Consider the following 26,489-nt stretch of genomic DNA (forward strand, 5'->3'; position numbering starts at 1 on the left):
ACTGCGGCGTTATTAATTGTTCAGCGATTCTTACAGATCTGTCGTTCGCTTTTAGTGAATGAAATCCGTGGACTTTTATTTACTAATTTTTTCTTTCCTGAAAAATACAGAGGTATTGAGCGAAAAATTTTATTCCGTATGATGCCCTCCACACAAAATGTATTAACACTGAATCGTAATTTGCTTCTTTATGCTGATAACTTTCTGTCTATGCTAATACTAAAATTTAGATGACTTTTATACGGTAAAATCTGGTATGAATTTTAAAGATACTCTTCCCGGGGTGTTTCTCTGTGTCGCTATGTTTGCATGTGGTCATGCCAGGGCTAATATGCTCGTTTATCCCATGGCGGCAGAAATTAATAGTAGCCGCGAAGAGGCCACCTCGCTGTTCGTCTATTCTAAATCAGATCATGTGCAATATATTCGAACAAGAATCATGCGTATTGAACACCCTGGTATGCCACAGGAGAAGGAGGTACCAGCAGGGAATGATATAGAGACAGGACTTGTTGTCTCCCCGGAGAAATTTGCTCTTTCCCCGGGAACAAAAAAAACAATACGTGTTATCAGTACTCAGGCACCGGAAAGAGAGGAAGCCTGGCGGGTATACTTCGAGGCTGTTCCTGAACTGGAAGATGATCCACAGGCAGGCGGAAAGCAAAATTCATCCGTAAGTGTGAATCTTGTCTGGGGGGTGTTGCTGCGTGTTTCTCCGTCAGACCCCAGGCCTGCGCTGGTAACGAACGGTCACCACCTGCTGAATACGGGAAATACCCGGCTTTCTCTTATTCGGGCCGGCAACTGCGACACCACATGCCACTGGCAGAATATAGACAAAAGTATTTATCCCGGCGGGAGTGCTGATATTCCGGCCGGAATAAAAAGTAATGCATTTCGTGTGGAATATCGTACGGGTGCAAATTCACCGGTAATCTCTGCTGATTTAACAGCAGCCGGAAAGTAAAAACACACGGAGCGTACGCTATACCCTACATTTATTCTCAGGGGGAGCGGATGTATACCGAGTGTACATATATCACTGTAATAAACAACAAAGCAAGGTTATTTTTTATGAACATGAAAACATCTTTTATTGCCGCAGCTGTGGCATTGGCCACCGTTTATTCTTTTTCTGTTTCTGCGGTTCAGAAGGATATTACCGTCACTGCCAATATTGACAGTACACTTGAACTGCTGCAGGCCGATGGTTCATCCCTCCCGTCGACTATGAAGCTGGATTTCATGCCGGGTAAGGGCCTGGTCCATAAATCACTCCAGACCCGCCTTTACAGCAACGATCAGACCAAGTCGGTTAATGTAAAACTGTTGAATGCTCCACAACTTATCAACGTCCTGGATCCCACCAAAACCATTGATATGGAAGTGACTCTGGGAGGACGGTCACTGACCACCACCAATTCTGTACTGGAAGCTAAAACCCTGTTCCCGGACGGAAAAACTGGCGATGCTTCAGCTCCGCTGAACCTGGATATTGGTCAGAAGGCTGGAGCAGCCTTACAAAACCTGCCTGCCGGTGAATACAGCGGATTGGTCAGTCTGGTGATTTCACAGGCTGTCACTGCCGGCTAATAACCGGTTATTAGCTCTTCATCTGATCCGGTTTTGGGGTGTCACCGTTCGTACCTGAACCGGATCCGGTATTGATCTTATTATTCATTGCAATTCAGGTCTCTTTACGTGAGTCGTTATTTCTGGATGTATTATTTACTGGGATTGTGCAGTTTTACCAGCCAGGCAACTCTTATTCCCCCTCCTGGATTTGAATCTCTGCTGGAAGGACAGACTGAGCAAATTGAAGTGTTGCTACCAGGGCATTCACTGGGATTATTTCCGGTGGTGGTTAAACCGGACACCGTGCAGTTCATGTCCCCATTGATGGTACTTGAAAGCAGTGGGCTTGCCGCGTTGCCGGTCGCAGAACGGCAAAAAGCGCTGGCTGCACTCAGCCGTCCGTTGCTACGTAACAGCAATCTGGTCTGTGGTGTCTCAGAAGCAAAAGACAGCAGCGAGTGTGGTTACGTGGCAACAGATAAAGAGGATGTTGCGGTTATTTTTGATGAGAACAACGGTCAGTTATCTTTGTTTCTTAACCGGGACTGGTTGCCGGATGAAGAACGACGTGATAAACGCTGGCTGACTCCGACCCCGGAGGGTGTCAGCGCATTTATTCACCGCCAGACGCTGTATCTGAGTGATGATCTCCACAGCCGTAATATGACACTGAATGGTAGCGGTGCCCTGGGGCTTGGTGACGGTCGTTATCTGGGAGGCAACTGGGCGGCTATCTGGAATCAGTCAGAACATTACAGTAACAGTCAGACCTGGTTTGACAATCTGTTTGTCCGTCAGGATCTCGGCAATCAGTATTATCTCCAGGCTGGTCGGATGGATCAGCGGAATCTGTCCAGCGCCACGGGGGGGGATTTTGGGTTCAGTCTGCTTCCCCTGAGCCGGTTTGATGGATTACGAACCGGGACCACCCAAGCTTATGTTAACCATGAGGTGGACCAGAATGCCACTCCGGTTATGGTTCAGGTTACCCGAAATGCCCGTATTGATATTTATCGTGGCAGCGAGTTGCTGGGGAGTCAGTTCCTGACCCCGGGAATGCATACCCTGGATACTCATTCTCTTCCACCGGGAAGCTATCCTCTGGCGTTGCGGGTGTATGAGGATGGGATTCTGCGGCGAACGGAGACCCAGCCCTTCAGTAAGGGGGGCAATAGCTTCAGTGCACAGACCCAGTGGTTTATTCAGGGCGGGCTGGAAGATACCGGGGATAAAGCCAGCCATTATGACGGTGAGACTGTCATGGCTGCCGGATTCCAAACTGGGCTGCGGAAAAATATCAGTCTGACCGAAGGTATCTCTCTGGCACATGAGGCCTGGTACAGTGAAACCCGACTGAATTCACAGCATGCAGTGCTGGATGGCACGCTGGACCTTTCTGCCGGGATACTGCATGGGACAGACAGCACGAGCGGTAACACTGAGCAGGTGACATACAACGACGGATTTTCCGCGAGTCTGTGGCGTAACCATACGGAAAGTGATGCCTGTAGTGGTCGTCATCCACAGTCAGTGCATGCCAGTATGACCTGCCAGACTTCGATGAACGCCTCCCTGTCGGTTCCGGTGGGGAACTGGTATGCCCTACTGGGATACAGTACCAGCAGGACAGAAGGTCGGCCGGTTTACCGGGGATATGATGATAACAGTGACAAAGAAAATGTGTTCTGGCGACAGGCATACATCCCTGCCTCTCACCGCGAATCTGCTCAGGCTAGTGCAACGTACAGCCTTAATATGGCTGGCATGAATATTAATACCCATGGGGGAGTATGGCGAACCCGAAATGACGGAGTGAATGATGATGGCTTGTTTATGAGTGTCAGTGTGTCATATGCCTCTCAACCACCGACAATGACTGGCAGTAATGGGTATACCTCAGCCGGGACCGATATTCACAGTAGCCGGAATCAAAAAACACAGACGTCCTGGAATGTGAACCATGTGAGATCCTGGCAGCAGGATCTGTATCGTGAACTGTCGGTGGGTTTCTCCGGTTATAACGACGACAGCTGGAGCGGGAGTCTCGGCGGACGCATGAGCGGCCGTATGGGTGAACTGAGCGCCACTTTCAGTAACTCCCATCAACGTAATGCGGGCAGCGCCAGTTCACTCACCGCTGGCTACAGCTCGTCTCTGGCGTTATCCCGTAATGGACTGTTCTGGGGAGGTGGTCAGGACGGTGAACCGGCCTCTGGCATGGCGGTGAACGTGGAGCCAGAGGGGGACGAGGGCAGTAGCGGGAAAGTAGTCAGCGTTCGTGGCAGCAGCCAGCCGTTCAGTCTCGGTTTTGGTCAGCAGTCGCTGTTGCTGATGGAAGGCTATAACGCCACGGAGGTGACCATTGAGGATGCAGGGGTTAGTTCACAGGGTATGGCAGGCGTAAAAGCGGGAGGGGGAAGCAGGTGTTACTTCCTGACACCCGGGCATCTGCTGGTTCACAACATCAGCGCCAGTATGAGCCGACTGTACGTTGGCCGCGTACTGGACAAGGATGGCAGACCGCTGCTGGACGCACAGCCACTGAACCATCCATTTTTGTCGTTGGGACCTTCCGGGCGATTTAGCCTGCAGAGCGAGCATAAAGAATCCAGCCTGTGGCTGCTGTCAAAAAACAGGATCCTGCGTTGTCCGATGTCAGTACATAAACGTCGGGATGTTATGCAGGTAGTGGGTGATGTGCGGTGTGAATTAAGTGACGTGGATGCCCTGCCACAGGCGTTGCAAATATCGCCGCGGGTCATCCGTTTGCTGAACGTGGCAGGTTTGCTGCGCCATTCCGTTCAGGAAGCCTGACGTAGAGATAAAGGCGATTACTATGAAGAATAAAATGAAGTGGACAAAGATAAACCATTATTTACATCCGAAAATTTGTTCGGCCTGCGCAATCTTGCTGATGGCTGGCGCTACACTGCCACAAGTCGCCGATGCGGAGACTACCTACGACCGGACCAGCACCGTCGACCTGAATTACGACAGGAGTAATGTACTAGGCTTTGAACGCATGTTTGAGCAGCATATAGATACGAATTATCTAGGATGGGTATGTAGATCCAATAGTAATGAAAACGAGGGGGCGTGTGACGATACAAATCTGATATGGGATAAACGGGGGGTAACAAAGATTCGTCTGCGTTTCAGAGAACAAATCAGTCATGCTGAAACTACGCTCATACTGGACGCTCGTGCTGGAGGAGCATGTGGATATTTTACTATTAATGGAGCCTGTACTTGTGTATATCCACATAACTACGTAACGGCCGGTATTTCCGCCGAAGAGCTAGCGAAAATACCGAAAGCCGGTATATGGAAAGCAACGTTGGTCTTGGATGTACATAGATGGCTAGACGGAAAAGTTGGTGTCGGGACTGCAGATATCACGCTGAATGTGACAGACCACTTTGCAGAAAATGCGGCTATTTATTTTCCGCAGTTTGGTACTGCAACACCTCGGGTGGACCTGAATCTGCACCGGCTGAATGCCTCACAAATGTCGGGCAGGGCTAATCTGGATATGTGTCTGTATGACGGAGGTGTGAAAGCCCGTTCATTACAGATGAAGATAGAAGGAAGCAATAAGTCAGGTACGGGATTTCAGGTTATAAAGAGTGATTCTGCTGATACGATTGATTATGCGGTCAGTATGAATTATGGGGGACGAAGTATTCCTGTCACCCGTGGCGTGGAGTTCAGTTTGGAGAACGTGGATAAAGCAGCAACGCGTCCGGTGGTACTTCCCGGGCAACGGCAGGCGGTACGTTGTGTGTCAGTGCCCCTTACCCTGACAACACAACCCTTTAACATCAGGGAGAAGCGTTCTGGTGAATATCAGGGAACGCTGACGGTGACAATGCTGATGGGAACACAAACCCCCTGACAGTAATTATTTATTTTATTGATATCTTTCTTATATGGTTTTTTAAATCAGAGTTCTCTTTATATACTTGTTTTATTTAATAAAGAGAATCTATTCACTTATGAAAATCAATGCGTGAGGTTCTGCTTTCCTATGACTGAGTATTTAGATGATAAAGATAAAGAATTATTGAAAGAAATCCAAAAAGATTGTGCACAAACTTTATGGCAACTTGCATATAAAGTGGGACTTACGCCCACACCATGTTTCAAACGTTTAAAAAAACTTAAAGACAGGGGAGTTATCATTGGTCAGTTTGCTTTATTGGATAAAGAAAAACTAGGTCTTTCACTTAATGTCTTTATTATGATTAACATATCTGAGGAGCAATACGCTAGTATTTCTGAGAAAATAAAGTCAATGCCTGAGGTTATTGCCTTTTATCGAATTTCTGGATCATTTAATTATTTAATGCATACAGTATTTACAGATATGAACGATTACTATAGTTTTTATGAGAAAATAATATTAACTAATTCTTCAATTAGTGGATCTGCATCGAGCTTTGTTCTTGAGCAAATAAAGGAAACAAACGAACTGCCAGTGTGAAAGTGTGATGTGTACTTACTGATTTAATACATTATTATCCTTCTTACGGAACAACAACGGCAGATTGCGGCTGTTGAACAAGGATTTTAATCAGCAGTGGTGAAATTAAGCGGCACAGAATAACACAGCGGAATATCACATGGTTAAATATCACCCCGTGCATGTAACAAAAAACCGCATTAAAACAGATGATGTTACTGATATTTATTTCGTTGAACCCTTCTGGAAAGAAGGCGAAAACCACATAATTGAGTCATTGATGTTTTTTGAAGAGTTACAAAAGTCATTTAATTTATTCAACCATAAATATGGGTTAAATAAATATATACTCAGGATCCCCTGGGAATTTGTGCTCATACATATGGAAAGGATCAGTAAATTAAATAGCGTCGGGTTATTTGCTGTTTCTGTTGACTTTAATAACAACCACAAATTTCTGAGCGAGTACATCAGGAGTCGCAGAGATTATGGTATGGAAGTTTGGTTTGATTTTTGTGGTAAACATTCTTATTCCAGTGAAATTAAAAACCTTGGGTTCTTTTTTCAGGCTTGCGTAGTGCCTCGTGATCCTAATTTTATTAGTAGTGTTTATCATTATCATAAGTTCCAAAAGATTCTTGTCGGGGATATAAATGATGTAGAACAGAGAGCCGTGTACCAGAACGAAGTTGATTACATGTATGGAATGCAATGGCCATCGTCATATGACGGTTTTTTCTTTCGGGATCATAAAAAAAATGAAACTTGGTATATATAACAGAAGGAGTGAAAATTTGAATCAAAAATATCTTATTTATTTTTTGTTTAATTATTGTTTTGTTTTTTATTACGATTAAATATAAAGAACATCATTGTTCGTGCGGTGGGGAGGCTGGAAGTTTAGGGGATGACCGTTTATCAACAATTTTATTACAGCCACCATACGAATGGTTTATATATGCACTAGATGTATTATTTTAGTTTAATATATCGATGGTTGCTATTTGCATTGATGATGTTCCGTTACATTAAGGAATATACATCTGTATCTCGTTATACGCACACTCACATTACTAATCATTATTAATATGAGTGTGGTTCTTGTTTTACGCATGCATGGTTGCATGTGACGTTAAATTTAAATGAGCTGACTGTATGAATTCTAAATACTTTAGAGAGGTGTTTTTTGTCTCGGTAGTTGTTATATTATTATTTTATTTGGTGTTATTTGCAGCCAGTGCTCATGCTGAAGGCGGTTTCAGCTCTGGAGGCATTGGGTTATTTATGACGGGAACAAGAGAGATGCTACTGTAGAGATAATAAATTCTGCTAAAGATTCCCCAATTCTTGTGCATTGACATCCTCCACGTCCTGAAGGGCGTGGGTTCCTGCTCCAACGGGCTGCCTGACTGCACGCTCCTTCCACAGGCAAGCACGGCGTGTCCCGCTCTAAAATGTTACGCGCGCCGTTTACATCGGCGTTCGCAGTATATCTTCATACCAGACACTTGTAAGTATCTCGCATAATCGTGCCATTCACATTTAGAGATCATACAACAGGACGGGGCTGTTTTTGGGCAGCCGGAAGTTAAGCCCATACCAGAAACGTTGCAGTGTACTGAAAAATGGCGCCAGGTTGCACCTGTTCAACGATTTTCTGAAGGCGCAGGAGTATTCATTACTGATATCCTCCATTGCGCCTTCGGGAACCCACAGAACCAGCTATTTTACCGATAGTGTTTAAAAGGCGTAAGTAATGCCGAGCATGAAGTCATTGGAGGCAGCCTTTGTGTCTGCATCATAAGCGGTATGTTCATCACCAGCATAGTGATTTTTTGAAATGCTTACTTTGCCTGCATTAATGTATTTATAACTGGCGTCAATCATAATATTATCTGTTACAGCATATTTTGCACCGATACCTGCGCCCCAGGCAAAGTTATTTTTTGAAGCAGACAGAGTTTCATTAATACCAAAACCAACAGGAATGGTGTTATTACTTAGCTTCACATGAGCGAGGCCAACGCCTGCGCTGATATAGGGTGTAAATGCCGTACTATTGTGAAAATCATAATAGCCATTAACCATGTAAGTGGTCATTCGGACCTGATTTTTTACATTTATGTGTACTGGCTGACCAAATGCAATAATATCCTGCCCGCCTTTAGCATCCGTCTCACCTCTGAAAGTGGTATCCAGTTCTAAACGTACTGGAAGCTGGAATGGATCATAAAAGTCATAACCGATAGCAACCCCGCCGCCAAAAACGCCTTTGGTACGGTCAGGTAACGTTGCATGACCATTGACTATCTCATCCTGGCTGAAGGTTGAGTTGATTCCATAGACATTTACTACGGATGTCCCCGCTTTCCCGGTGATATAGATCCCTTCTTTTGCTGATGCAGTAGCGGACCAGGCTACCACAAGGGGAATGATGCAGACTGCGAAAAAGTTTTTCATTTCAGAACCTGCCTTAATATTGGGCTAAAAGACAAGTTTCACGGTATAGGGTGTGATATAACGATTACATAAACGAAGCCCAAAAAACGGTCTATTGTAACGCTGGGTTTTCTGTAAGCGGGTAAAAAATGAGATGAAGATTTTAAATAACAATACGATAATCGTCGGTATGGAAATCCATCTCCTCGCCAAATTGCCCAACGTATGCCAGCCCCACGTACGGTTTCACTTCTATGTTATGTAACGGGTAGTGTGAGATGGAGCGATGCTGTAAGAAAAAGATGAAGATGAATTTGTACCCGACCAGAATAAAGCCCGTTATCCAGGAATAACGGGCAAAAATATTTACTCAAGTGCCTGGGCGAGATCTTGTTGTACCTGTTGACGTTGTTCTGGTGTCAAGACTTTGCTTAAATCAAAATAATATTTAACCCGATAATAGCGAGCCTGTTGTTCTATGTTACTGAAGGCTGCAAGCTGCTGTTTTACGGCGGCGTCATCCCATTTACCGGATTTAATCACCTCTATCAGCGCACCGTCTTTAATTCCCTTCATAGAAATCTGACTGACGTCGGTTTCCAGTTGTTGGTGAAGTTTTTTGATCCGGGTAATCTGATCGTTTGTCAGCTTCAGATGCTGGACAATAGGATCCTGGGCGGGCAGGGGAGGATTGGGAACAGCGGTGGCGAAAGCGCCAAAAGAAACGCCCGCCAGAGTCGCTGCCAGTAAAGTTGTGCGTACAAAGTTTTTCATGAAGATATCCTGATAAGGGAGTGATTAACCGTTTTTATTACCCGCGAATGGCGAGCAATTATCTTAGTCAGAATACGTTGCCTGCCACATTACGCCACGCGAATTTGTTTTACGGAGAGTTACGGAGTGAAACAATCCCGCCGCGGTGAGCGGCAGGTTGCTTACAAGGTGAATGGATCGGCATCGCGCCAGGCTGGAAATTTTTCGCGATAGTCCTGCAAGGCGACGAGAGAAAGATCGGCATCGATACGTGTCGCCTGGTGTGGTTCGGCGGTGGCGATAATGTCGCCCTGGGGATTAATGATCCGGCTATCGCCGCGATAATGTAACCCGTTGCCATCGGTGCCAACCCGGTTGCAGCCTGCGACATAAGCCTGATTTTCAATAGCGCGCGCCGTCAGTAATGTTTGCCAGTGTAGCGAGCGCGGCGCAGGCCAGTTCGCTACATACAGCGCCAGATCGTAATCATTGCGGTTGCGCGACCATATCGGAAAGCGCAGATCGTAACAGATCAGCGGCAGAATGCGCCAACCGCGCCACTGCACGATGATGCGTTTATCGCCTGCGGCATAATGTTGATGTTCATCCGCCATACGAAACAGATGGCGCTTATCATAGAGATGAACCTTGCCTTCCGGTTCAACCAGTAAGAAGCGATTTACGGCGCCGCGCTCAGTTTGTAGCGCCGCGCTGCCGGCAATCAGAGCGTCAGTTTGTCGGGCTTTGGCCTGCATCCACGTAATCACGCTATCTTGCGAAAGTGAGTTATTAGCGGCCTCCATCGCGAAGCCGGTGGTAAACATTTCAGGCAGAACAATCACATCCCGGCCAGATACGAGCTCTAGCTGTCTGTCAAAATGACGCAGGTTTGCCGGGCCGTCCATCCAGACTAAAGGTTGTTGCAACAGAGTAATTTTCAAACCAGACACGATCGGAGCTCCTCATTGAACAGCGTCTTTACACTGTAGCATGAGCAATAATAAAAAAGCGGCAAGAAAAAGCCCCGCGAAAGCGGGGCAGGAAAGAGGCGAGACTGATTATGCGGCTTCGACTTTACGCACTTTCTCCGGCAGCTTTACCGGTTTGGTCGCCAGCGCTTCAGGTTCAAAATCATCAACGTTGATACTGCGCAGGCGGCTCTCTTCCGCTTTCGCCAGAATGGCGGCTTCATCTTTATCTATAAGCCCTTTCGCCAGCGCATTGCGCGCCAGTTCATCCAGACGAGTAAACGGCAGATTTTTACCCAGTTCTTTGCAGATGCGCTGGTGGATAGGGTCGGCAGCGATGACATCACGCAGCGCTTCTTCCAGTAAACCGACCGGATTATGTTCGGCGGGCGTCAGATACTGACCGCGCCCAATGCGTGAACGTGTGGCGTTCGGCACCTGCAGGATCTTCGCCACGGCGTGATCCAGCTTATCAGACGGCGCCAGATAATGACGGCCAGTCGGGAAGATCATCGCGGTGAGCAATCCGGCCACGACGCGGTTCGGGAAGTTCTGCAGCAGATCGTCCATCGCTTGTTCAGCACGATACAGCGCATCCTGTACGCCCCAGTGCACCAGCGGCAGGTCGGCTTCGTGGCGACCTTCGTCGTCGTAACGCTTCAGTACGGCTGAGGCCAGATAAAGCTGACTCAACACATCGCCCAGACGCGCGGAGATACGCTCGCGGCGTTTCAGGCTGCCGCCCAGTACCGCCATTGACACGTCAGACAGCAGCGCCAGGTTTGCGCTCAGTCGGTTCAGATGCTGGTAATAACGCTTCGTGGCGTCGCCGGTTGGCGTATGGCTCGTTAATCCGCGGGTCAGGCCAAGCCAGAAACTGCGGACGGTATTGCTGCCGACATGGCCAATATGTTTAAACAACAGTTTATCAAAGGCATTCACATCATTATTCTGCGCTGCGGCCATCTCTTCCAGTACATAAGGATGGCAGCGAATGGCGCCCTGACCAAAGATCATCATGCTACGGGTCAGGATATTCGCGCCTTCCACGGTGATCGCGATAGGCGCGCCCTGGTAAGCACGCGCCAGGAAGTTGCTCTCGCCCAGCATAATGCCTTTACCCCCAGTGATATCCATCGCGTCGATAATGGACTGCTGGCCGCGGTGGGTGCAGTGGTACTTCACGATAGCCGACAGTACCGCCGGTTTTTCGCCCAGCATAATGCCGTAGGTGATTAACGATGCGGCAGCATCCATCACATAAGCGTTACCTGCAATACGCGCCAGCGGTTCTTCAATACCTTCCATCTTGCCGATAGAAATTTTGAACTGACGACGAATGTGAGCATAGGCGCCGGTTGCCAGCGCGACGGATTTCACCCCGCCAGTGGAGTTGGACGGCAGGGTAATACCGCGTCCTACCGACAAACATTCCACCAGCATACGCCAGCCCTGTCCGGCCATTTTGGGGCCGCCGATAATATAATCAATAGGCACGAAAATATCGTTACCGCGGGTTGGGCCATTCTGGAACGGAACGTTAAGCGGGAAGTGACGACGACCAATTTCCACACCCGGCGTTGAGGTGGGGATCAGGGCACAGGTAATACCCAGCTCTTCTTCTCCGCCTAACAATCTATCCGGATCGGAAAGCTTAAACGCCAGGCCCAACACGGTAGCTATCGGTGCCAGCGTAATGTAACGCTTGTTCCAGGTCAGGCGCATACCCAGCACCTGCTGGCCCTGCCATTCGCCCATGCAAACCACGCCGGTATCCGGAATGGCGCCTGCATCAGAACCTGCTTCCGGGCTGGTCAGCGCAAAGCAGGGGATCTCCTGGCCGCGCGCCAGTCGCGGCAGATAGTGATTCTTCTGCTCTTCCGTACCATAGTGCTGCAACAACTCGCCAGGGCCGAGTGAGTTTGGAACGCCGACGGTGATAGCCAGAATTCCGGAGACGCCGGACAGTTTTTGCAGTACACGGGACTGCGCATAAGCGGAGAACTCCAGCCCGCCGTACTCTTTTTTAATGATCATCGCAAAAAAACGATGCTCTTTCAGATAAGCCCACAGTTCCGGCGGCAGATCCGCCAGTTCATGGGTAATTTGGAAATCGTTCGCCATCCGGCACGCTTCTTCTACCGGACCGTCGAGAAACGCTTGCTCTTCGGCAGTGAGTTGCGGTTGCGGATAGTTGTGCAGTTTTTTCCAGTCAGGCTTGCCCTGGAACAGATCGCCTTCCCACCAGGTTGTACCGGCATCAATCGCTTCTTTCTCAGTGCGCGACATCGGCGGCATGACCTTACGGAAGCCGCGGAACACCGGTGCGGAAATCATTGATTTTCGCATCGGTGTGAGGTTAAACGGCACGAGGATAATGGCCAGAGGAACCAACAGCCAGATGGACCACAGGCCAGCGACGCCAAGTGCGGCGGTCCAGGCGAGCAGAATCAGGCTGCTGAGAAATAAACTCACGCGGTGATAGAACAATGCGCCGAGCAGAACAACCGTAGCGATAATACTCAAAATCATCATAACGAAAAGCTCCCTTGCTTGTAGGAGGTCTGACCACTTGTGATGATTAGGTTGTAGTGGATGTAAAATTTTTTAGCAATGTGTTTACAAAATAATTACAACAAAGCTCACATTGTTGCCGTTTTTGGGGGCACGAAAAATCAAAAGCGTGAGGCGTTAATTCGGCTTATGCTTCTCGCCTGTACTGCTATCCGGTACACTGCATACTGTCATTTACATTCATGCTGAAGGATATCCTCATGTACCAGGATCTTATTCGTAACGAACTGAACGAAGCGGCGGAAACGCTGGCTAATTTTTTAAAAGATGACGCCAATATTCACGCCATTCAGCGCGCGGCGGTCCTGTTGGCTGACAGTTTTAAAGCGGGTGGTAAGGTACTTTCCTGCGGTAACGGCGGCTCCCATTGCGATGCGATGCACTTTGCTGAAGAGCTGACAGGCCGTTATCGTGAAAATCGTCCGGGCTACCCGGCAATTGCGATTTCTGATGTTAGCCATATATCCTGCGTCAGTAATGATTTTGGCTATGACTATATTTTCTCTCGTTACGTTGAGGCGGTAGGGCGCGAAGGCGATGTCCTGTTAGGGATCTCGACGTCGGGTAACTCTGGTAACGTGATTAAAGCGATTGCCGCGGCCCGTGAAAAAGGCATGAAAGTGATTACGTTGACCGGCAAAGACGGCGGCAAAATGGCGGGAACGGCGGATATTGAAATTCGCGTACCGCACTTCGGTTATGCCGATCGTATTCAGGAAATTCATATCAAAGTGATTCATATTTTGATTCAGTTGATCGAAAAAGAGATGGTTAAATAACTATACCCGTCATACTTCAAGCTGCAGGTGCGTTGGTTGCGCTCAGAAACCCCAGGAGCATAGTTATCTATGCTCCTGGGGATTTCCTCCCTTACCGCCTTCCTGCAACTCGAATTATTTAGGGTATAGCATATTGTTTTCTTTGATATTTAGACTTTTGATTGGCTGTAAAAATTACGCCTTCCCGCTTAAGGCGTTAGTGGAGGTGATGTATGTGCGAACTGCTTGGGATGAGCGCCAATGTGCCGACGGATATCTGCTTTAGCTTCACCGGACTGGTGCAGCGTGGCGGCGGAACCGGGCCGCATAAAGACGGCTGGGGAATTACCTTTTACGAAGGAAAGGGCTGTCGCACGTTTAAAGATCCGCAACCGAGCTACCATTCGCCGATTGCGAAACTGGTACAGAATTACCCGATCAAGTCCTGCTCGGTTATCGCCCATATCCGTCAGGCTAATCGCGGTGAAGTGGCGCTGGAAAATACGCACCCTTTTACCCGGGAATTATGGGGACGCAACTGGACTTATGCTCATAACGGTCAGCTCAATGGTTATAAGTCGCTGGAAACCGGTAATTTTCGTCCGGTGGGGGAAACCGACAGCGAAAAAGCGTTTTGCTGGCTATTGTATAAATTAACGCAGCGTTATCCCCGCACGCCGGGCAACATGACAGCGGTATTTAAATATATTGCGACACTGGCGACGGTATTACGTGAAAAAGGCGTTTTTAACATGCTGCTGTCAGATGGGCGATATGTGATGGCGTTTTGCTCAACCCATTTGCACTGGATCACTCGCCGGGCGCCGTTTGGCGTAGCCACGCTGGTGGATCAGGATATGGAAATTGATTTCAGCTCACAGACCACGCCAAATGACGTGGTTACCGTGATTGCTACCCAGCCGCTAACGGGGAATGAAACCTGGCAAAAGATTATGCCAGGCGAATGGGCGTTATTTTGCCTCGGAGAGCGTATAATTTGAGGCCAGCTGTGGCTGAACGACTTCGTGACTCAACGGTTTGCTCACGACGTAACGCCCATCAACGATAGAAACAGTTGGCGGCTTATGCGTTTGTTCAAAATAATCGTAGCCGGGTTTTAGCTGCGCCCAGAAATCTTTGTAATATGAATATTTATGACGCTGCATATTGGCGTCGGTCATCCGGAACGGATAAATACTCACCTGCACGCTCGGCTGACCAAAGACCAGCGCGGCGGTGACAAACTGGAAAATCTCATCAATGCCGCTGTCGGTCATGGCATAGCAGCCGACGGAAACACAGGCGCCGTGAATCATCAGATATTTACCATCATAGCCATGCGCGCGATCGTAGGCATTGGGAAAACCAATGTTGATGGCCTTATAAAAACGGCTGTCTGGCTTGAGTTGATTGCGCTGAACGCTGTAAAACCCTTCCGGACTTTTAAAATCGCCCTGACGGCGTTTCGGGCCTAACCCGCCGGAATAGTTGCAAATTTTGTAGCTATCAAGCAACTGGTATTGCTCACCCATTTTGACGTAGAGATCAAGGGTGCGCTCTTCTTTAAAAATCTGAATATAGACCGGTGAGCCCATTAACTGCTGCTTATACTCTTTACTGACCGGCGTGACGGGGCTGCTGCTGCTCAGCAAACCGGCAAATGAGACGCACGGCATCAGAAGCATCGCAAGAAAAAATGCGATTTTACGCATACTGCTTGTTCCTTGATAAAACGGTTACACACGCCAGAACGGCAAAAGAGTCCCCAAATCGGAGTAATCTGGATTTGGAGCGCTCACATTAGCACCACGGCAGTTTTTCGCAAGTCCCCGTGTGTACGTTTACAATTTTCCCGCCGCTTTCGTCGTCATACCTTCGAATATGTCGTATTTTTAACGCAAATGTCTCTTTGCGCGCAATAAAACATACTGTACACTTAAACAGTATTGTGGGGGCGAGCGATGCGCAAAATCATACATGTTGATATGGACTGTTTTTTTGCCGCGGTAGAGATGCGTGATAATCCGGCGTTACGCGATATCCCCATTGCCATTGGCGGGAGTCGTGAGCGAAGAGGCGTTATCAGTACCGCCAACTATCCTGCGCGCCAGTTTGGCGTACGCAGCGCGATGCCGACCGCCATGGCGCTAAAGCTGTGCCCCCATCTCACCCTATTGCCTGGCCGCTTTGACGCCTATAAAGAGGCTTCGCGGCATGTACGTGACATCTTTTCCCGCTACACTTCACTGATTGAACCGCTCTCGCTGGATGAAGCCTGGCTGGATGTGACTGACAGCCCGCACTGTTATGGTTCGGCGACGCTGATCGCCAGGGAGATTCGTCAGACTATTTTCAATGAACTGCAACTCACCGCCTCCGCCGGCGTTGCGCCAGTGAAATTTCTGGCGAAGATTGCCTCCGATCTCAATAAACCGAACGGACAATATGTTATTACGCCAGCCGATGTACCCGACTTTCTTAAAACGTTGCCGTTAGCCAAAATTCCAGGCGTGGGGAAAGTTTCCGCCGCCAAACTGGAAAATATGGGGTTAAGAACCTGCGGGGATATTCAACAGTGCGATCTGGCGATGCTTCTCAAACGCTTCGGTAAATTTGGCCGGGTATTATGGGAGCGTAGTCAGGGTGTTGACGAGCGTGATGTTAACAGCGAAAGGCTGCGTAAATCGGTAGGCGTTGAGCGTACTCTGGCGGAGGATATTCATGAGTGGTCGGACTGCGAGGCCATTATTGAACATTTATATCCGGAACTGGAGCGTCGTCTGGCTATAGTAAAGCCCGATTTACTGATTGCCCGACAGGGCGTTAAATTAAAATTTAATGATTTTCAGCAAACCACTCAGGAACATGTCTGGCCGCAATTAAATAAAGAAGACTTAATTACCACCGCCCGTAAAACCTGGGACGAGCGTCGCGGCGAGCGCGGCGTACGGCTGGTGGGGTTACACGTAACGCTGCTCGACCCTCAGTTGGAACGACAGTTGGTGTTAGGGTTATAAGTCAGGCCATTAAGATTTTATCACTATTACGATTGCGCCATCTAAATTTCAGTATTACTATACCCGCGTTTTCTCATTCTCAATAACTGCAAAGGAGGTTCATCATGACACTTTATTCTCTGAACGCACTTTGCAGACCTTTCCAGGATTAATTTTCTTTTATTGCTCTGGATTAGTCTGCCATTTCCTGATTTTTTAATTCATATATGGAATGGTATATGGGCAATTATATTCGTCCTTTATCAGATGTGGTATTTTCTATCGCATCAGATAACCTGTGGATCGAAGATTCCGCGATCCAACAATTATATACGACGGCTAAGTTAACCGGTATGAAACGCGTTATCGGGATGCCAGATCTGCATCCGGGGCGCGGTTACCCTATTGGCGCAGCCTTTTTCTCGCGTGGACGCTTTTATCCGGCGCTGGTCGGCAACGATATCGGCTGCGGCATGGCGTTATGGCAAACGGATATTTTAGGGCGTAAATATAACGCCGATAAACTGGAGAAGCGGCTGGCGTCGCTGACTGACGTGGCGGACGCGCAGTGGCTGGAGGAGAATGTCCCCGCCGCAATGCAGCATCATTCGTGGCGCTCTGCGCTGGGTTCCATTGGCGGCGGCAATCATTTTGCCGAGCTGCAGCAGGTCGATCGCATCGTCGATGCTGATTCGTTCGCTTTGTCGGGGTTGCAAAAAGCGCAGTTATTACTGCTGGTACACAGTGGTTCACGCGGTCTGGGGCAAGCTATCCTGCGTCGTCATGTGGAGGCGTTTTCGCATAACGGTTTGCCGGAAGATAGCGACGATGCGCGCCGCTACCTTGCAGAACATGACGATGCGCTGGCATTTGCCCGCAGTAATCGCGCGCTGATTGCCCGCCGGATACTGCAACAGCTCAGGGCTGAGGGCGAACCGCGGTTGGATGTGGCGCATAACTTTGTTGAACCCTGTACTGTCGCGAGTGAGGCGGGGTGGCTGCATCGTAAAGGCGCTACGCCAGATGGGCAGGGACTGGTGATTATCCCCGGCTCGCGCGGCGATTATAGCTGGCTGGTGAAACCCGTCGTCAGCGAGGAGAGCCTCTTCTCCCTGGCGCACGGCGCGGGGCGCAAATGGATGCGTACCGAGTGTAAAGACCGGTTATCGGCAAAATTTACCCCGCGACAGCTCTGCCGTACCGGGATGGGTAGCCGGGTGATTTGCCGCGATCGCCAGCTCATTTATGAAGAAGCGCCGCAGGCGTATAAATCCATCGATAGCGTTGTGGATTGTCTGGCAGACGCCGGACTGATTACGCCGGTTGCCTGCCTGCGTCCGGTGCTGACGCTGAAAACCTCAGGGGAGAAAAGCGCATGATCTTACTGCAACTTTCTTCCGCACAGGGACCGGACGAGTGTTGTCTGGCGGTAAAAAAAGCGCTGGATTGTCTGACGAAAGAAGCCGCCAGAGAAAAGGTATCGTTGACGCGACTTGAAACGGAGCCGGGACGATTACCAGACACGCTGCGTTCCGCGCTGGTCTCGCTGGACGGCGAAAAAGCTATGGCTTTCAGTGAACGTTGGTGCGGCACGTTACTGTGGATTTGTACCAGCCCGTATCGTCCGCACCATGGGCGAAAAAACTGGCACGTCGGCATTGGGCGCTTTTCCGCCGACGAGCACATACAGTCTGATGAGATTCGTTTCGAGACTTTGCGCTCTTCCGGCCCGGGTGGGCAGCACGTTAATAAAACCGACTCGGCAGTGCGGGCCACGCACCTGGCGAGCGGGATTAGCGTGAAGGTTCAGTCGGAGCGCAGTCAACATGCGAATAAGCGTCTGGCCCGGCTGCTGATTGCCTGGCGGCTGGAACAGCAACGGCAAAATGAGTGTGCGGCGTTGAAGTCTGAAAGGCGTCTGTTCCATCATCAGATTGAGCGCGGCAATCCGCTACGGATATTTAAAGGAATGGCGTTTACGCCACAATAATTCGGTGTTACCGGCGCTGTTATAGGGCTGTCCGGCTATTCGCGTGTAGCCGCAGCGCTATTTCAGCGCATTCAGGAGAGGTTATCTGGCAATGGATACCCGATATTCCATATTGCTAGCCCGTCCAGAAATGGGACGGGCATTTTAGCGCTTTCTTACTTCGCAGGAATCGCTTTCAGCAATTCGGTCAGCAGAGTCCAGTAGTGGCCGACGCTTTCGATATGCACCTGCTCATCCGGAGAGTGAGGTCCGGTAATGGTAGGCCCAATAGAAACCATGTCCATATCCGGATAGGGTTTCTTAAACAGACCGCATTCCAGGCCGGCGTGGATAATCTGGATGTTCGGTGTCTTGTTGAACAGACGCTGATAGGTTTCCCGCACCAGGTGCATGACCGGCGAGTTCGCATCGGGCTGCCAGCCCGGATAGCTGCCTTTTGCTTCGGTTTTCGCGCCAGCCAGCTTGCCCAGCGAATCCAGCATACTCACCACATAATCTTTACCGCTGTCGATAAGAGAGCGAATCAGGCAGTGAATTTCGACATTCGCATCAGACATTGTGACCACGCCAACGTTCAGCGATGTTTCCACTACGCCTTTCGCCACGTCTGAATTGCGGATCACGCCGTTCGGCGTTGCGTTCAGCAGGCGCACAAAGGTATCGCGTGACGGCGCGGTCAATGCGGCTTTATCACTGGCAACCTCATTGAGTTGCAGCGTCAGGTTTTTCTCTTTTTCCGCCAGTTCGTTTTTCAGAATATCCTGGTAAGCGTTCACTAATGTTTTCAGAGCGCCTACGTTGTCTGCGGCAACGGCGAGGGTAGCGAACGCTTCGCGCGGAATCGCGTTACGCAGCGTGCCGCCGTTGAAATCGATCAGACGCAGATCCAGTTCTTCTGCGTGCCCGGCCAGAAAACGCGCCAGCAATTTGTTGGCATTGCCAAGGCCGAGGTGAATTTCACCACCGGAGTGGCCGCCTTTCAGACCTTTCAGGGTTAGCTTAAAGCACGCAAATCCTACGGGTACAGCTTCACGGGTCAACGGCAGATTAGAGGTAAAATCGATGCCGCCTGCGCAGCCCATATAGATCTCACCTTCTTCTTCAGAGTCGGTGTTGATCAGGATGTCGGCCTGCAACCAGCCGGACTGGAGGCCGAACGCGCCATCCATGCCCGCTTCTTCGGTCATGGTCAGCAGCACTTCCAGCGGGCCATGGACGACATTATCATCAGCCAGTACCGCTAACGCAGAAGCCATTCCAATACCATTGTCGGCGCCGAGCGTAGTACCGCGCGCTTTAACCCATTCGCCATCAATATAAGGCTGGATAGGATCTGTAGTGAAGTCGTGAACGGTGTCGCTATTTTTTTGCGGCACCATATCCAGATGCGCCTGTAAAACGACCGGCTTGCGATTTTCCATACCTGCAGTGGCGGGCTTACGGATCAGAATATTACCGACCTGGTCGCGATCCACGTAAAGGCCTTTCTCTTTGGCCCAACTCACAATATGTTCCGCGAGTTGCTCTTCGTGATAGGACGGGTGAGGAATAGAACAGATTTTGGCAAAAATATCCCACAAAGGTTGTGGTGATAACTGAGACAGTTCAGACACGATAAGTCTCCTTGGCGGTGGTCTGAAAAACGTTCTTACAGGCCACAGGGTTAGCGGAATTGATAACTCTTACGAGATGCGACTGAGAATACCACTTTCTCCGCCTGCGGGTAGTATAAAGCATACAAAAAGAGGCGTGGATTCCGCTAAACACTGGTTTTTAGCGCGTCAGGTCTCTATAATCTCGCGCAACTATTTCCCCCTCGAACACTTTTTAAGCCGTAGATAAACAGGCTGGGACACTTCACATGAGCGAAAAATACGTCGTCACCTGGGACATGTTGCAGATTCACGCACGCAAACTGGCGAGCCGCCTCATGCCTTCAGAACAATGGAAAGGCATTATTGCCGTAAGTCGTGGCGGCCTTGTACCGGGCGCACTACTGGCGCGTGAATTGGGCATTCGTCATGTCGATACCGTATGCATCTCCAGCTACGATCACGATAACCAGCGCGAACTGAAAGTGCTGAAACGTGCAGAAGGCGACGGCGAAGGCTTTATCGTCATCGACGATCTGGTCGATACCGGCGGCACCGCCGTCGCGATTCGCGAAATGTACCCTAAAGCGCATTTCGTCACGATTTTCGCTAAACCGGCGGGCCGTCCGCTGGTTGATGATTATGTTATTGATATTCCTCAGAACACCTGGATTGAGCAGCCCTGGGATATGGGTGTGGTATTTGTACCGCCGATTTCAGGTCGTTAATCAGCAGCTTTTCAGAGCGCCCGGCAATGCCGGGCGCTGTTTTATTGGTTACAATAAGCCTCTATGAGTATCCAAGGAGGCTGCACGAATGACACAGGCTAACCTCAGCGAAACCCTGTTCAAACCCCGCTTTAAACATACTGAAACGTCTACCCTTGTCCGTCGGTTCAATCGTGGGTCGCAGCCGCCCATGCAATCCGCGCTGGACGGTAAGAACGTCCCGCACTGGTATCGCATGATAAACCGCCTGATGTGGATTTGGCGCGGCGTTGATCCACGAGAAATCCTTGATGTGCAGGCGCGCATTGTGATGAGCGACGCAGAGCGAACGGATGATGATTTATACGATACGGTCATCGGTTACCGCGGCGGCAACTGGATTTATGAGTGGGCAAAGCAGGCGATGGACTGGCAGCAGAAAGCCTGTCAGGAACAGGACGCCATGCGCAGCGGACGCTACTGGCTTCATGCCTCAACGCTCTATAACATTGCCGCCTACCCGCATTTGAAGGGCGATGAGCTGGCGGAGCAGGCGCAGGCGCTGGCGAATCGCGCCTATGAAGAGGCCGCGCAGCGGTTGCCAGGCTCGTTACGTGAAATGGAATTTGCCGTTCCTGGCGGTTCGCCTGTCACCGCGTTTTTACATATGCCGAAAGGGGATGGTCCGTTTCCGACGGTGCTCATGTGCGGCGGCCTGGACGCCATGCAAACCGACTATTACACCCTGTATGAACGCTATTTCGCGCCGCGCGGTATTGCGATGTTAACGCTTGATATGCCTTCGGTTGGATTTTCATCAAAGTGGAAATTAACCCAGGATTCCAGCTTGCTCCACCAGCATGTGTTAAAAGCGCTTCCTAATGTCCCCTGGGTGGATCATACCCGTGTTGCGGCGTTTGGTTTCCGTTTTGGCGCCAACGTTGCGGTGCGTCTGGCCTATCTGGAAGCGCCGCGTTTGAAAGCGGTGGCTTGCCTGGGGCCGGTGGTCCATGCGCTACTTAGCGATCCGCAACGACAGAGCACGGTGCCGGAGATGTATCTGGATGTGCTGGCCAGCCGTCTGGGTATGCATGATGCTTCGGATGAGGCGCTGCGTGTGGAGCTCAATCGCTATTCGTTGAAAGTACAGGGGCTACTGGGCAGACGTTGTCCTACGCCAATGCTTTCCGGCTTCTGGAAAAACGATCCTTTCAGCCCGGAAGAAGAGTCTCGCTTAATTACAACATCATCTTCAGACGGTAAGCTGATAGAGATCCCTTTTAACCCGGTGTACCGCAATTTTGACCACGCGCTGCAAGAAATTACCGACTGGATTAATCATAGATTGTGTTAATAGATTGATAAATTCTATTGATTTGGTAAAACAGTTGCTTCATTAAAGGAGATCGCAATGACGTTACCGAGTGGACACCCGAAAAGTAGATTGATCAAGAAATTTACCGCGCTTGGCCCCTATATCCGGGAAGGGCAGTGCGAAGACAATCGTTTTTTTTTCGATTGCCTGGCAGTTTGCGTCAACGTGAAGCCCGCGCCAGAGAAGCGTGAATTTTGGGGCTGGTGGATGGAGCTGGAAGCACAAGAGAAACGCTTCACTTATCGTTATCAGTTTGGTTTGTTTGATAAAGAGGGCAACTGGACCGCAGTGCCGATTAACGAAACCGAAGTGGTGGAGCGACTGGAATACACGCTACGCGAGTTTCATGAAAAGCTACGCGACCTGCTGATTTCTATGGAGCTGGCGCTGGAGCCGTCTGACGATTTCAACGACGAGCCGGTAAAACTGTCGGCATAACCCTGCTGTCATGCCTGATGGCGTAGCGCCATCAGGCACAATGCGACTTATCAGAACTGGTAGGTCAACCCTATTGCCACAATATCATCGTCATTAATGCCTAACGTGTTATCGCTATCAAGCTGATTGATTTTGTAATCTACAAACGCGGACATATTTTTGTTAAAGTAATAGGTTGCGCCAACGTCAATGTAATTCACCAAATCCTCACTGCCGACGCCCTCAATATCTTTGCCTTTTGACAGTACATAGCCTAATGACGGACGCAGACCAAAATCAAACTGATACTGGATAACTGCTTCGAAGTTTTGGGTTTTATTGGCAAATCCGCCGGAAACTGGCGTCATGTTGCGGGTTTCTGAATAGAAGGTCGCAATATAAATATCATTCGCGTCATACTTTACACCCGTAGCCCAGGCTTCGGCTTTATCGCCCGTACCGCGGCGCTGCAGATTTTGCTCCCTGGTGCGATCGGAGAGAGTATAAGCGCCGCTGACGGCAAAATCACTGCCGCCGAAATCGTAGCTCACGGATGTGCCGAAGCCGTCGCCGTTTTGCTTTTTCACATCGCGATCTTCGTTTTTCCCCTGATACTGTAAGGTAAGATCCAGTCCATCAACGATGCCGAAGAAATCGGTATTGCGGTAAGTCGCCAGCCCGCTGGCGCGTTTAGTCATAAAATTATCGGTCTGGGCGGAAGAGTCGCCGCCGAATTCGGGAAACATATCCGTCCAGGCCTCAACATCGTACAGCGCGCCCAGGTTACGTCCATAGTCAAAAGAACCGATATCTTTTAATTTCAGACCAGCAAAGGCCAGGCGGGTTTTTTGCTGGGACGAATCACTTTCGGCTTTATTACCGGCAAACTCAGCTTCCCAGCGCCCGTAGCCGGTCAATTGATCGTTAATTTGCGTTTCGCCTTTAAAACCAAAACGAACGTAGCTTTGATCGCCATCTTTGCTGTCATAATCGCTCATATAGTGCATGGCTTTAACTTTTCCATACACATCAAGCTTATTACCGTTTTTATTGTAAACCTCGGCGGCGTGAACAGATGCTGATGCGATGATACTCACCACTATTGCCAGAGTGCTCTTATTCATTTCCATTCCTGTTTTAATTACGCGCTATGATTTGTCGGGAGACCCGGTAAAAAACAGGAAGGTTTTTAACGTTCGGTAATGAAAGATTTATGACAAAGTGAGGATTTTTTTAAAAAAATATGTTTAATTGTTGCGGTAATAAAATGGTCAAATTCCGCCGCTACGCTTGCTGATCCTGCGCAACAAAATTTCACGCTACGCGTACAGGTTGTTGGCAACCGGAGCCAGTCCTGCTAAAACGTTCATTTGGTCTTTATTTCTTATTTTGAACGGCAGAGAATCATGAGTGACAGCCAGACGCTGGTCGTAAAACTCGGCACCAGCGTGCTAACAGGCGGATCGCGCCGCCTGAACCGTGCCCATATCGTAGAACTTGTCCGCCAGTGCGCGCAGCTACACGCCGCGGGACATCGTATTGTTATTGTTACCTCTGGCGCGATTGCCGCCGGACGTGAACATCTCGGCTACCCGGAACTGCCGGCAACGATCGCCTCTAAACAGCTTCTGGCGGCGGTAGGGCAAAGCCGTCTGATTCAACTGTGGGAGCAGTTGTTTTCAATTTACGGTATCCATATCGGGCAGATGCTGTTGACGCGTGCGGATATGGAAGACAGAGAGCGCTTTCTGAACGCCCGCGATACGCTGCGTGCGTTACTGGATAACCATATTGTGCCGGTTATCAATGAAAATGATGCCGTTGCGACAGCGGAAATTAAAGTGGGCGATAACGATAACCTCTCCGCGCTGGCGGCGATCCTGGCAGGCGCGGATAAACTGCTGCTGCTGACCGATCAGCAAGGATTATTTACCGCCGATCCGCGTAGCAATCCGCAGGCGGAGCTTATCAAAGATGTGTATGGCGTTGACGATGCGCTGCGCTCTATCGCGGGAGACAGCGTTTCCGGGCTGGGAACCGGTGGTATGAGCACTAAGCTTCAGGCGGCAGACGTGGCCTGTCGCGCGGGTATTGATACGATTATTGCCTCAGGCAGTAAACCGGGCGTGATCGGCGATGTGATGGAGGGGATTTCCGTCGGTACCCGTTTTCATGCACAAGCCTCGCCGCTGGAGAACCGCAAACGTTGGATCTTCGGCGCGCCGCCGGCAGGCGAAATTACGGTTGATGAAGGCGCAACCGCGGCAATGCTGGAACGTGGCAGTTCACTTCTGCCAAAAGGCATCAAAAGCGTGACGGGCAATTTCTCGCGGGGGGAGGTCATCAGAATTTGTAACCTGCAAGGGCGTGATATCGCTCATGGCGTCAGCCGTTATAACAGTGATGCTCTGCGGCGGATAGCCGGTCACCACTCTCAACAAATCGATGCGATTCTGGGCTATGAATATGGCCCGGTCGCTGTTCATCGTGATGACATGATTACTCGATAAGGAACAGGCATATGCTGGAACAAATGGGCATTGCTGCTAAAGCGGCGTCGTATAAGCTGGCGCTGCTCTCCAGCGGCGAAAAAAATCGCGTGCTGGAAAAAATAGCCGATGAACTGGAAGCGCAAATGGAAAGTATCCTCAGCGCGAACGTACAAGATGTTGAGCAGGCGCGGGCCAACGGCCTGAGCGAAGCGATGCTGGACCGCCTGGCGCTGACCCCTGCGCGTCTGAAAGCGATTGCTGACGATGTGCGCCAGGTCTGTAATCTTGCCGACCCGGTCGGGCAGGTGATCGACGGCGGTCTGCTGGACAGCGGGCTACGTCTGGAGCGCCGCCGCGTGCCGTTGGGCGTGGTTGGCGTTATCTATGAGGCGCGTCCGAATGTTACCGTTGATGTGGCTTCTTTGTGTCTGAAAACCGGTAATGCGGTGATTCTACGCGGTGGGAAAGAGACGCATCGCACGAATGCCGCAACCGTTCGTGTCATTCAGAAGGCGCTGAAAGCTTGCGGTTTACCGGAGGCGGCGGTTCAGGCGATTGATAATCCGGACCGTTCGCTGGTCAATGAAATGCTGCGTATGGATAAGTACATCGATATGCTGATCCCGCGCGGCGGCGCAGGCTTGCATAAACTGTGCCGCGAGCAATCCACCATTCCGGTGATTACCGGCGGGATTGGCGTGTGCCATATTTTTGTCGATAGCAGCGCAGACATCGCCCCGGCGCTGAAGATTATCGTCAACGCCAAAACCCAGCGCCCGAGCACCTGTAACACGGTGGAAACCTTGCTGGTGCATCAGGACATCGCAGAACGCTTTTTGCCTGCGCTGAGCAAGCAGATGGCGGAGAGCGGCGTGACGTTGCATGGGGATGAAACCGTCATGCAGGAGCTGCATGGCCCTGCCAAACTGGTGCCGCTGAAACCGGAAGAGCTGGATAACGAGTTTCTGTCTCTGGATCTGAACGTTGTGGTGGTCGAAAATATGGATGGCGCTATCGGCCACATTCGCGAACATGGCACTCAGCACTCCGATGCGATTTTGACGAGTGATATGCATAATGCTGCGCGTTTCGTGAACGAAGTGGATTCCGCTGCGGTTTATGTCAACGCCTCTACCCGTTTTACCGATGGCGGGCAGTTTGGGCTTGGCGCAGAAGTGGCGGTCAGCACGCAGAAATTACATGCCCGCGGTCCGATGGGGCTTGAAGCGCTTACCACCTATAAGTGGATCGGCTTTGGCGATGGTACGATTCGTGCGTAATTAATGACGAGCGGTGCAAAAATAGCCGGTTGAGTAGCAAGGCTATTGACGCACCGCCCGGTTAGTTTTAACCTTCTACCCCGTGATTCACCCGCGTGAACACACCCTTCT

General features: G+C 50.1%; 24 protein-coding genes and 1 pseudogene. 17 read left to right on the top strand and 8 right to left on the bottom strand.

Annotated elements, in window-relative coordinates:
- Positions 1-256: 256 nt before the first annotated feature.
- From tcfA to tioA, 6 genes are all read left to right on the top strand, one after another.
- Positions 257-967: a fimbrial chaperone TcfA gene (gene tcfA, locus NA986_RS10585; protein WP_001009507.1), complete on the top strand. Its 711-nt coding sequence runs from the start codon at positions 257-259 to the stop codon at positions 965-967.
- Between the two features lie 50 nt (positions 968-1,017).
- Complete coding sequence (tcfB, locus tag NA986_RS10590; protein ID WP_000287812.1) at positions 1,018-1,593, top strand: fimbrial protein TcfB; 576 nt, start codon at positions 1,018-1,020, stop codon at positions 1,591-1,593.
- A 108-nt stretch (positions 1,594-1,701) separates the two neighbouring features.
- Positions 1,702-4,389 (top strand): fimbrial outer membrane usher protein TcfC, encoded by a 2,688-nt coding sequence (tcfC, locus tag NA986_RS10595; protein ID WP_079940866.1) that lies wholly within the window; start codon positions 1,702-1,704, stop codon positions 4,387-4,389.
- A 22-nt stretch (positions 4,390-4,411) separates the two neighbouring features.
- Positions 4,412-5,470, top strand: coding sequence for a CfaE/CblD family pilus tip adhesin (locus NA986_RS10600; protein WP_000791808.1), 1,059 nt, complete (start codon positions 4,412-4,414; stop codon positions 5,468-5,470).
- A 132-nt stretch (positions 5,471-5,602) separates the two neighbouring features.
- Positions 5,603-6,058 carry an Lrp/AsnC family transcriptional regulator TinR gene (gene tinR / locus NA986_RS10605; protein WP_000141547.1) on the top strand — a complete coding sequence of 152 codons (456 nt, stop codon included), beginning with the start codon at positions 5,603-5,605 and terminating at the stop codon, positions 6,056-6,058.
- Positions 6,059-6,197: 139 nt separating this feature from the next.
- Positions 6,198-6,815, top strand: coding sequence for a protein TioA (gene tioA, locus NA986_RS10610; protein ID WP_000241748.1), 618 nt, complete (start codon positions 6,198-6,200; stop codon positions 6,813-6,815).
- Positions 6,816-7,416: 601 nt separating this feature from the next.
- Here tioA and NA986_RS10615 read toward each other — a convergent pair.
- Positions 7,417-7,529, bottom strand: a pseudogene (locus NA986_RS10615) (hypothetical protein); the annotation flags it as partial.
- Positions 7,530-7,585: 56 nt separating this feature from the next.
- Between NA986_RS10615 and NA986_RS10620 the strand changes: the two are divergent.
- Positions 7,586-7,774 carry a hypothetical protein gene (locus tag NA986_RS10620; RefSeq protein ID WP_031603244.1) on the top strand — a complete coding sequence of 63 codons (189 nt, stop codon included), beginning with the start codon at positions 7,586-7,588 and terminating at the stop codon, positions 7,772-7,774.
- A gap of 3 nt (positions 7,775-7,777) precedes the next feature.
- On the opposite strand, the gene pagN is transcribed toward NA986_RS10620, so the two are convergent.
- The 4 genes from pagN to fadE all read right to left on the bottom strand — a co-directional run bounded on the left by pagN (position 7,778) and on the right by fadE (position 12,732).
- On the bottom strand, positions 7,778-8,497 hold the full coding sequence (pagN, locus tag NA986_RS10625; protein ID WP_000787605.1) for an adhesin/invasin protein PagN: 720 nt from the start codon (positions 8,495-8,497) through the stop codon (positions 7,778-7,780).
- 345 nt (positions 8,498-8,842) lie between these two features.
- A complete protein-coding gene (locus NA986_RS10630) occupies positions 8,843-9,250 on the bottom strand; it encodes a Spy/CpxP family protein refolding chaperone (protein WP_000788200.1) in 408 nt (135 codons plus the stop codon).
- A gap of 161 nt (positions 9,251-9,411) precedes the next feature.
- A complete protein-coding gene (locus tag NA986_RS10635; protein WP_000015789.1) occupies positions 9,412-10,179 on the bottom strand; it encodes an amidohydrolase in 768 nt (255 codons plus the stop codon).
- Between the two features lie 108 nt (positions 10,180-10,287).
- On the bottom strand, positions 10,288-12,732 hold the full coding sequence (gene fadE / locus NA986_RS10640; RefSeq protein ID WP_000973041.1) for an acyl-CoA dehydrogenase FadE: 2,445 nt from the start codon (positions 12,730-12,732) through the stop codon (positions 10,288-10,290).
- A gap of 239 nt (positions 12,733-12,971) precedes the next feature.
- On the opposite strand from fadE, the gene lpcA reads away from it, so the two are divergent.
- Complete coding sequence (lpcA, locus tag NA986_RS10645; RefSeq protein WP_000284051.1) at positions 12,972-13,550, top strand: D-sedoheptulose 7-phosphate isomerase; 579 nt, start codon at positions 12,972-12,974, stop codon at positions 13,548-13,550.
- 212 nt (positions 13,551-13,762) lie between these two features.
- The gene (locus NA986_RS10650; RefSeq protein WP_023216988.1) at positions 13,763-14,530 is read left to right on the top strand and encodes a class II glutamine amidotransferase; all 768 of its coding nucleotides are present in this window, start codon (positions 13,763-13,765) and stop codon (positions 14,528-14,530) included.
- On the opposite strand, the gene dpaA is transcribed toward NA986_RS10650, so the two are convergent.
- Positions 14,501-15,241, bottom strand: coding sequence for a peptidoglycan meso-diaminopimelic acid protein amidase (gene dpaA, locus NA986_RS10655; RefSeq protein WP_001225658.1), 741 nt, complete (start codon positions 15,239-15,241; stop codon positions 14,501-14,503). The two genes, NA986_RS10650 and dpaA, sit on opposite strands and share 30 nt — an antisense overlap.
- A 249-nt stretch (positions 15,242-15,490) precedes the next feature.
- Here dpaA and dinB point away from each other — a divergent pair, with 249 nt between their 5' ends.
- From dinB to prfH, 3 genes are all read left to right on the top strand, one after another.
- Complete coding sequence (dinB, locus tag NA986_RS10660; protein ID WP_023216989.1) at positions 15,491-16,546, top strand: DNA polymerase IV; 1,056 nt, start codon at positions 15,491-15,493, stop codon at positions 16,544-16,546.
- A 218-nt stretch (positions 16,547-16,764) separates the two neighbouring features.
- Positions 16,765-17,904, top strand: coding sequence for an RNA ligase RtcB family protein (locus tag NA986_RS10665; protein WP_023216990.1), 1,140 nt, complete (start codon positions 16,765-16,767; stop codon positions 17,902-17,904).
- Entirely contained in the window at positions 17,901-18,515 is a 615-nt protein-coding gene (gene prfH, locus NA986_RS10670) for a peptide chain release factor H (RefSeq protein ID WP_023216991.1), read from the top strand. The genes NA986_RS10665 and prfH overlap by 4 nt, the downstream gene beginning before the upstream one ends.
- A gap of 155 nt (positions 18,516-18,670) precedes the next feature.
- On the opposite strand, the gene pepD is transcribed toward prfH, so the two are convergent.
- A complete protein-coding gene (gene pepD / locus NA986_RS10675) occupies positions 18,671-20,128 on the bottom strand; it encodes a cytosol nonspecific dipeptidase (RefSeq protein WP_023216992.1) in 1,458 nt (485 codons plus the stop codon).
- Positions 20,129-20,376: 248 nt separating this feature from the next.
- Between pepD and gpt the strand changes: the two genes are divergently transcribed.
- The 3 genes from gpt to crl all read left to right on the top strand — a co-directional run bounded on the left by gpt (position 20,377) and on the right by crl (position 22,627).
- On the top strand, positions 20,377-20,835 hold the full coding sequence (gene gpt / locus NA986_RS10680; protein ID WP_001292018.1) for a xanthine phosphoribosyltransferase: 459 nt from the start codon (positions 20,377-20,379) through the stop codon (positions 20,833-20,835).
- 88 nt (positions 20,836-20,923) lie between these two features.
- Positions 20,924-22,168 carry an esterase FrsA gene (frsA, locus tag NA986_RS10685; RefSeq protein ID WP_000189586.1) on the top strand — a complete coding sequence of 415 codons (1,245 nt, stop codon included), beginning with the start codon at positions 20,924-20,926 and terminating at the stop codon, positions 22,166-22,168.
- Between the two features lie 57 nt (positions 22,169-22,225).
- Positions 22,226-22,627, top strand: coding sequence for a sigma factor-binding protein Crl (gene crl / locus NA986_RS10690; protein WP_000174693.1), 402 nt, complete (start codon positions 22,226-22,228; stop codon positions 22,625-22,627).
- Positions 22,628-22,677: 50 nt separating this feature from the next.
- On the opposite strand, the gene phoE is transcribed toward crl, so the two are convergent.
- Positions 22,678-23,730: a phosphoporin PhoE gene (phoE, locus tag NA986_RS10695; RefSeq protein WP_001043667.1), complete on the bottom strand. Its 1,053-nt coding sequence runs from the start codon at positions 23,728-23,730 to the stop codon at positions 22,678-22,680.
- A gap of 282 nt (positions 23,731-24,012) precedes the next feature.
- Between phoE and proB the strand changes: the two genes are divergently transcribed.
- A complete protein-coding gene (gene proB, locus NA986_RS10700) occupies positions 24,013-25,116 on the top strand; it encodes a glutamate 5-kinase (protein WP_001285275.1) in 1,104 nt (367 codons plus the stop codon).
- 11 nt (positions 25,117-25,127) lie between these two features.
- A complete protein-coding gene (gene proA, locus NA986_RS10705; RefSeq protein ID WP_023216993.1) occupies positions 25,128-26,378 on the top strand; it encodes a glutamate-5-semialdehyde dehydrogenase in 1,251 nt (416 codons plus the stop codon).
- The last annotated feature ends 111 nt before the right edge of the window (positions 26,379-26,489 follow it).

The sequence above is a fragment of the Salmonella sp. NW177 genome, assembly GCF_051811585.1.
Lineage (GTDB): Bacteria > Pseudomonadota > Gammaproteobacteria > Enterobacterales > Enterobacteriaceae > Salmonella > Salmonella enterica.

Bases quoted from the DNA above. Each gene is read 5' to 3' on its own strand.
- tcfA (WP_001009507.1), top strand. From the start codon at position 257: ATGAATTTTAAAGATACTCTTCCCGGGGTGTTTCTCTGTGTCGCTATG.
- tcfB (WP_000287812.1), top strand. From the start codon at position 1,018: ATGTATACCGAGTGTACATATATCACTGTAATAAACAACAAAGCAAGG.
- NA986_RS10600 (WP_000791808.1), top strand. From the start codon at position 4,412: ATGAAGAATAAAATGAAGTGGACAAAGATAAACCATTATTTACATCCG.
- tinR (WP_000141547.1), top strand. From the start codon at position 5,603: ATGACTGAGTATTTAGATGATAAAGATAAAGAATTATTGAAAGAAATC.
- tioA (WP_000241748.1), top strand. From the start codon at position 6,198: ATGGTTAAATATCACCCCGTGCATGTAACAAAAAACCGCATTAAAACA.
- pagN (WP_000787605.1), bottom strand. From the start codon at position 8,497: ATGAAAAACTTTTTCGCAGTCTGCATCATTCCCCTTGTGGTAGCCTGG.
- NA986_RS10630 (WP_000788200.1), bottom strand. From the start codon at position 9,250: ATGAAAAACTTTGTACGCACAACTTTACTGGCAGCGACTCTGGCGGGC.
- fadE (WP_000973041.1), bottom strand. From the start codon at position 12,732: ATGATGATTTTGAGTATTATCGCTACGGTTGTTCTGCTCGGCGCATTG.
- lpcA (WP_000284051.1), top strand. From the start codon at position 12,972: ATGTACCAGGATCTTATTCGTAACGAACTGAACGAAGCGGCGGAAACG.
- NA986_RS10650 (WP_023216988.1), top strand. From the start codon at position 13,763: ATGTGCGAACTGCTTGGGATGAGCGCCAATGTGCCGACGGATATCTGC.
- dpaA (WP_001225658.1), bottom strand. From the start codon at position 15,241: ATGCGTAAAATCGCATTTTTTCTTGCGATGCTTCTGATGCCGTGCGTC.
- dinB (WP_023216989.1), top strand. From the start codon at position 15,491: ATGCGCAAAATCATACATGTTGATATGGACTGTTTTTTTGCCGCGGTA.
- NA986_RS10665 (WP_023216990.1), top strand. From the start codon at position 16,765: ATGGGCAATTATATTCGTCCTTTATCAGATGTGGTATTTTCTATCGCA.
- prfH (WP_023216991.1), top strand. From the start codon at position 17,901: ATGATCTTACTGCAACTTTCTTCCGCACAGGGACCGGACGAGTGTTGT.
- gpt (WP_001292018.1), top strand. From the start codon at position 20,377: ATGAGCGAAAAATACGTCGTCACCTGGGACATGTTGCAGATTCACGCA.
- frsA (WP_000189586.1), top strand. From the start codon at position 20,924: ATGACACAGGCTAACCTCAGCGAAACCCTGTTCAAACCCCGCTTTAAA.
- crl (WP_000174693.1), top strand. From the start codon at position 22,226: ATGACGTTACCGAGTGGACACCCGAAAAGTAGATTGATCAAGAAATTT.
- phoE (WP_001043667.1), bottom strand. From the start codon at position 23,730: ATGAATAAGAGCACTCTGGCAATAGTGGTGAGTATCATCGCATCAGCA.
- proB (WP_001285275.1), top strand. From the start codon at position 24,013: ATGAGTGACAGCCAGACGCTGGTCGTAAAACTCGGCACCAGCGTGCTA.
- proA (WP_023216993.1), top strand. From the start codon at position 25,128: ATGCTGGAACAAATGGGCATTGCTGCTAAAGCGGCGTCGTATAAGCTG.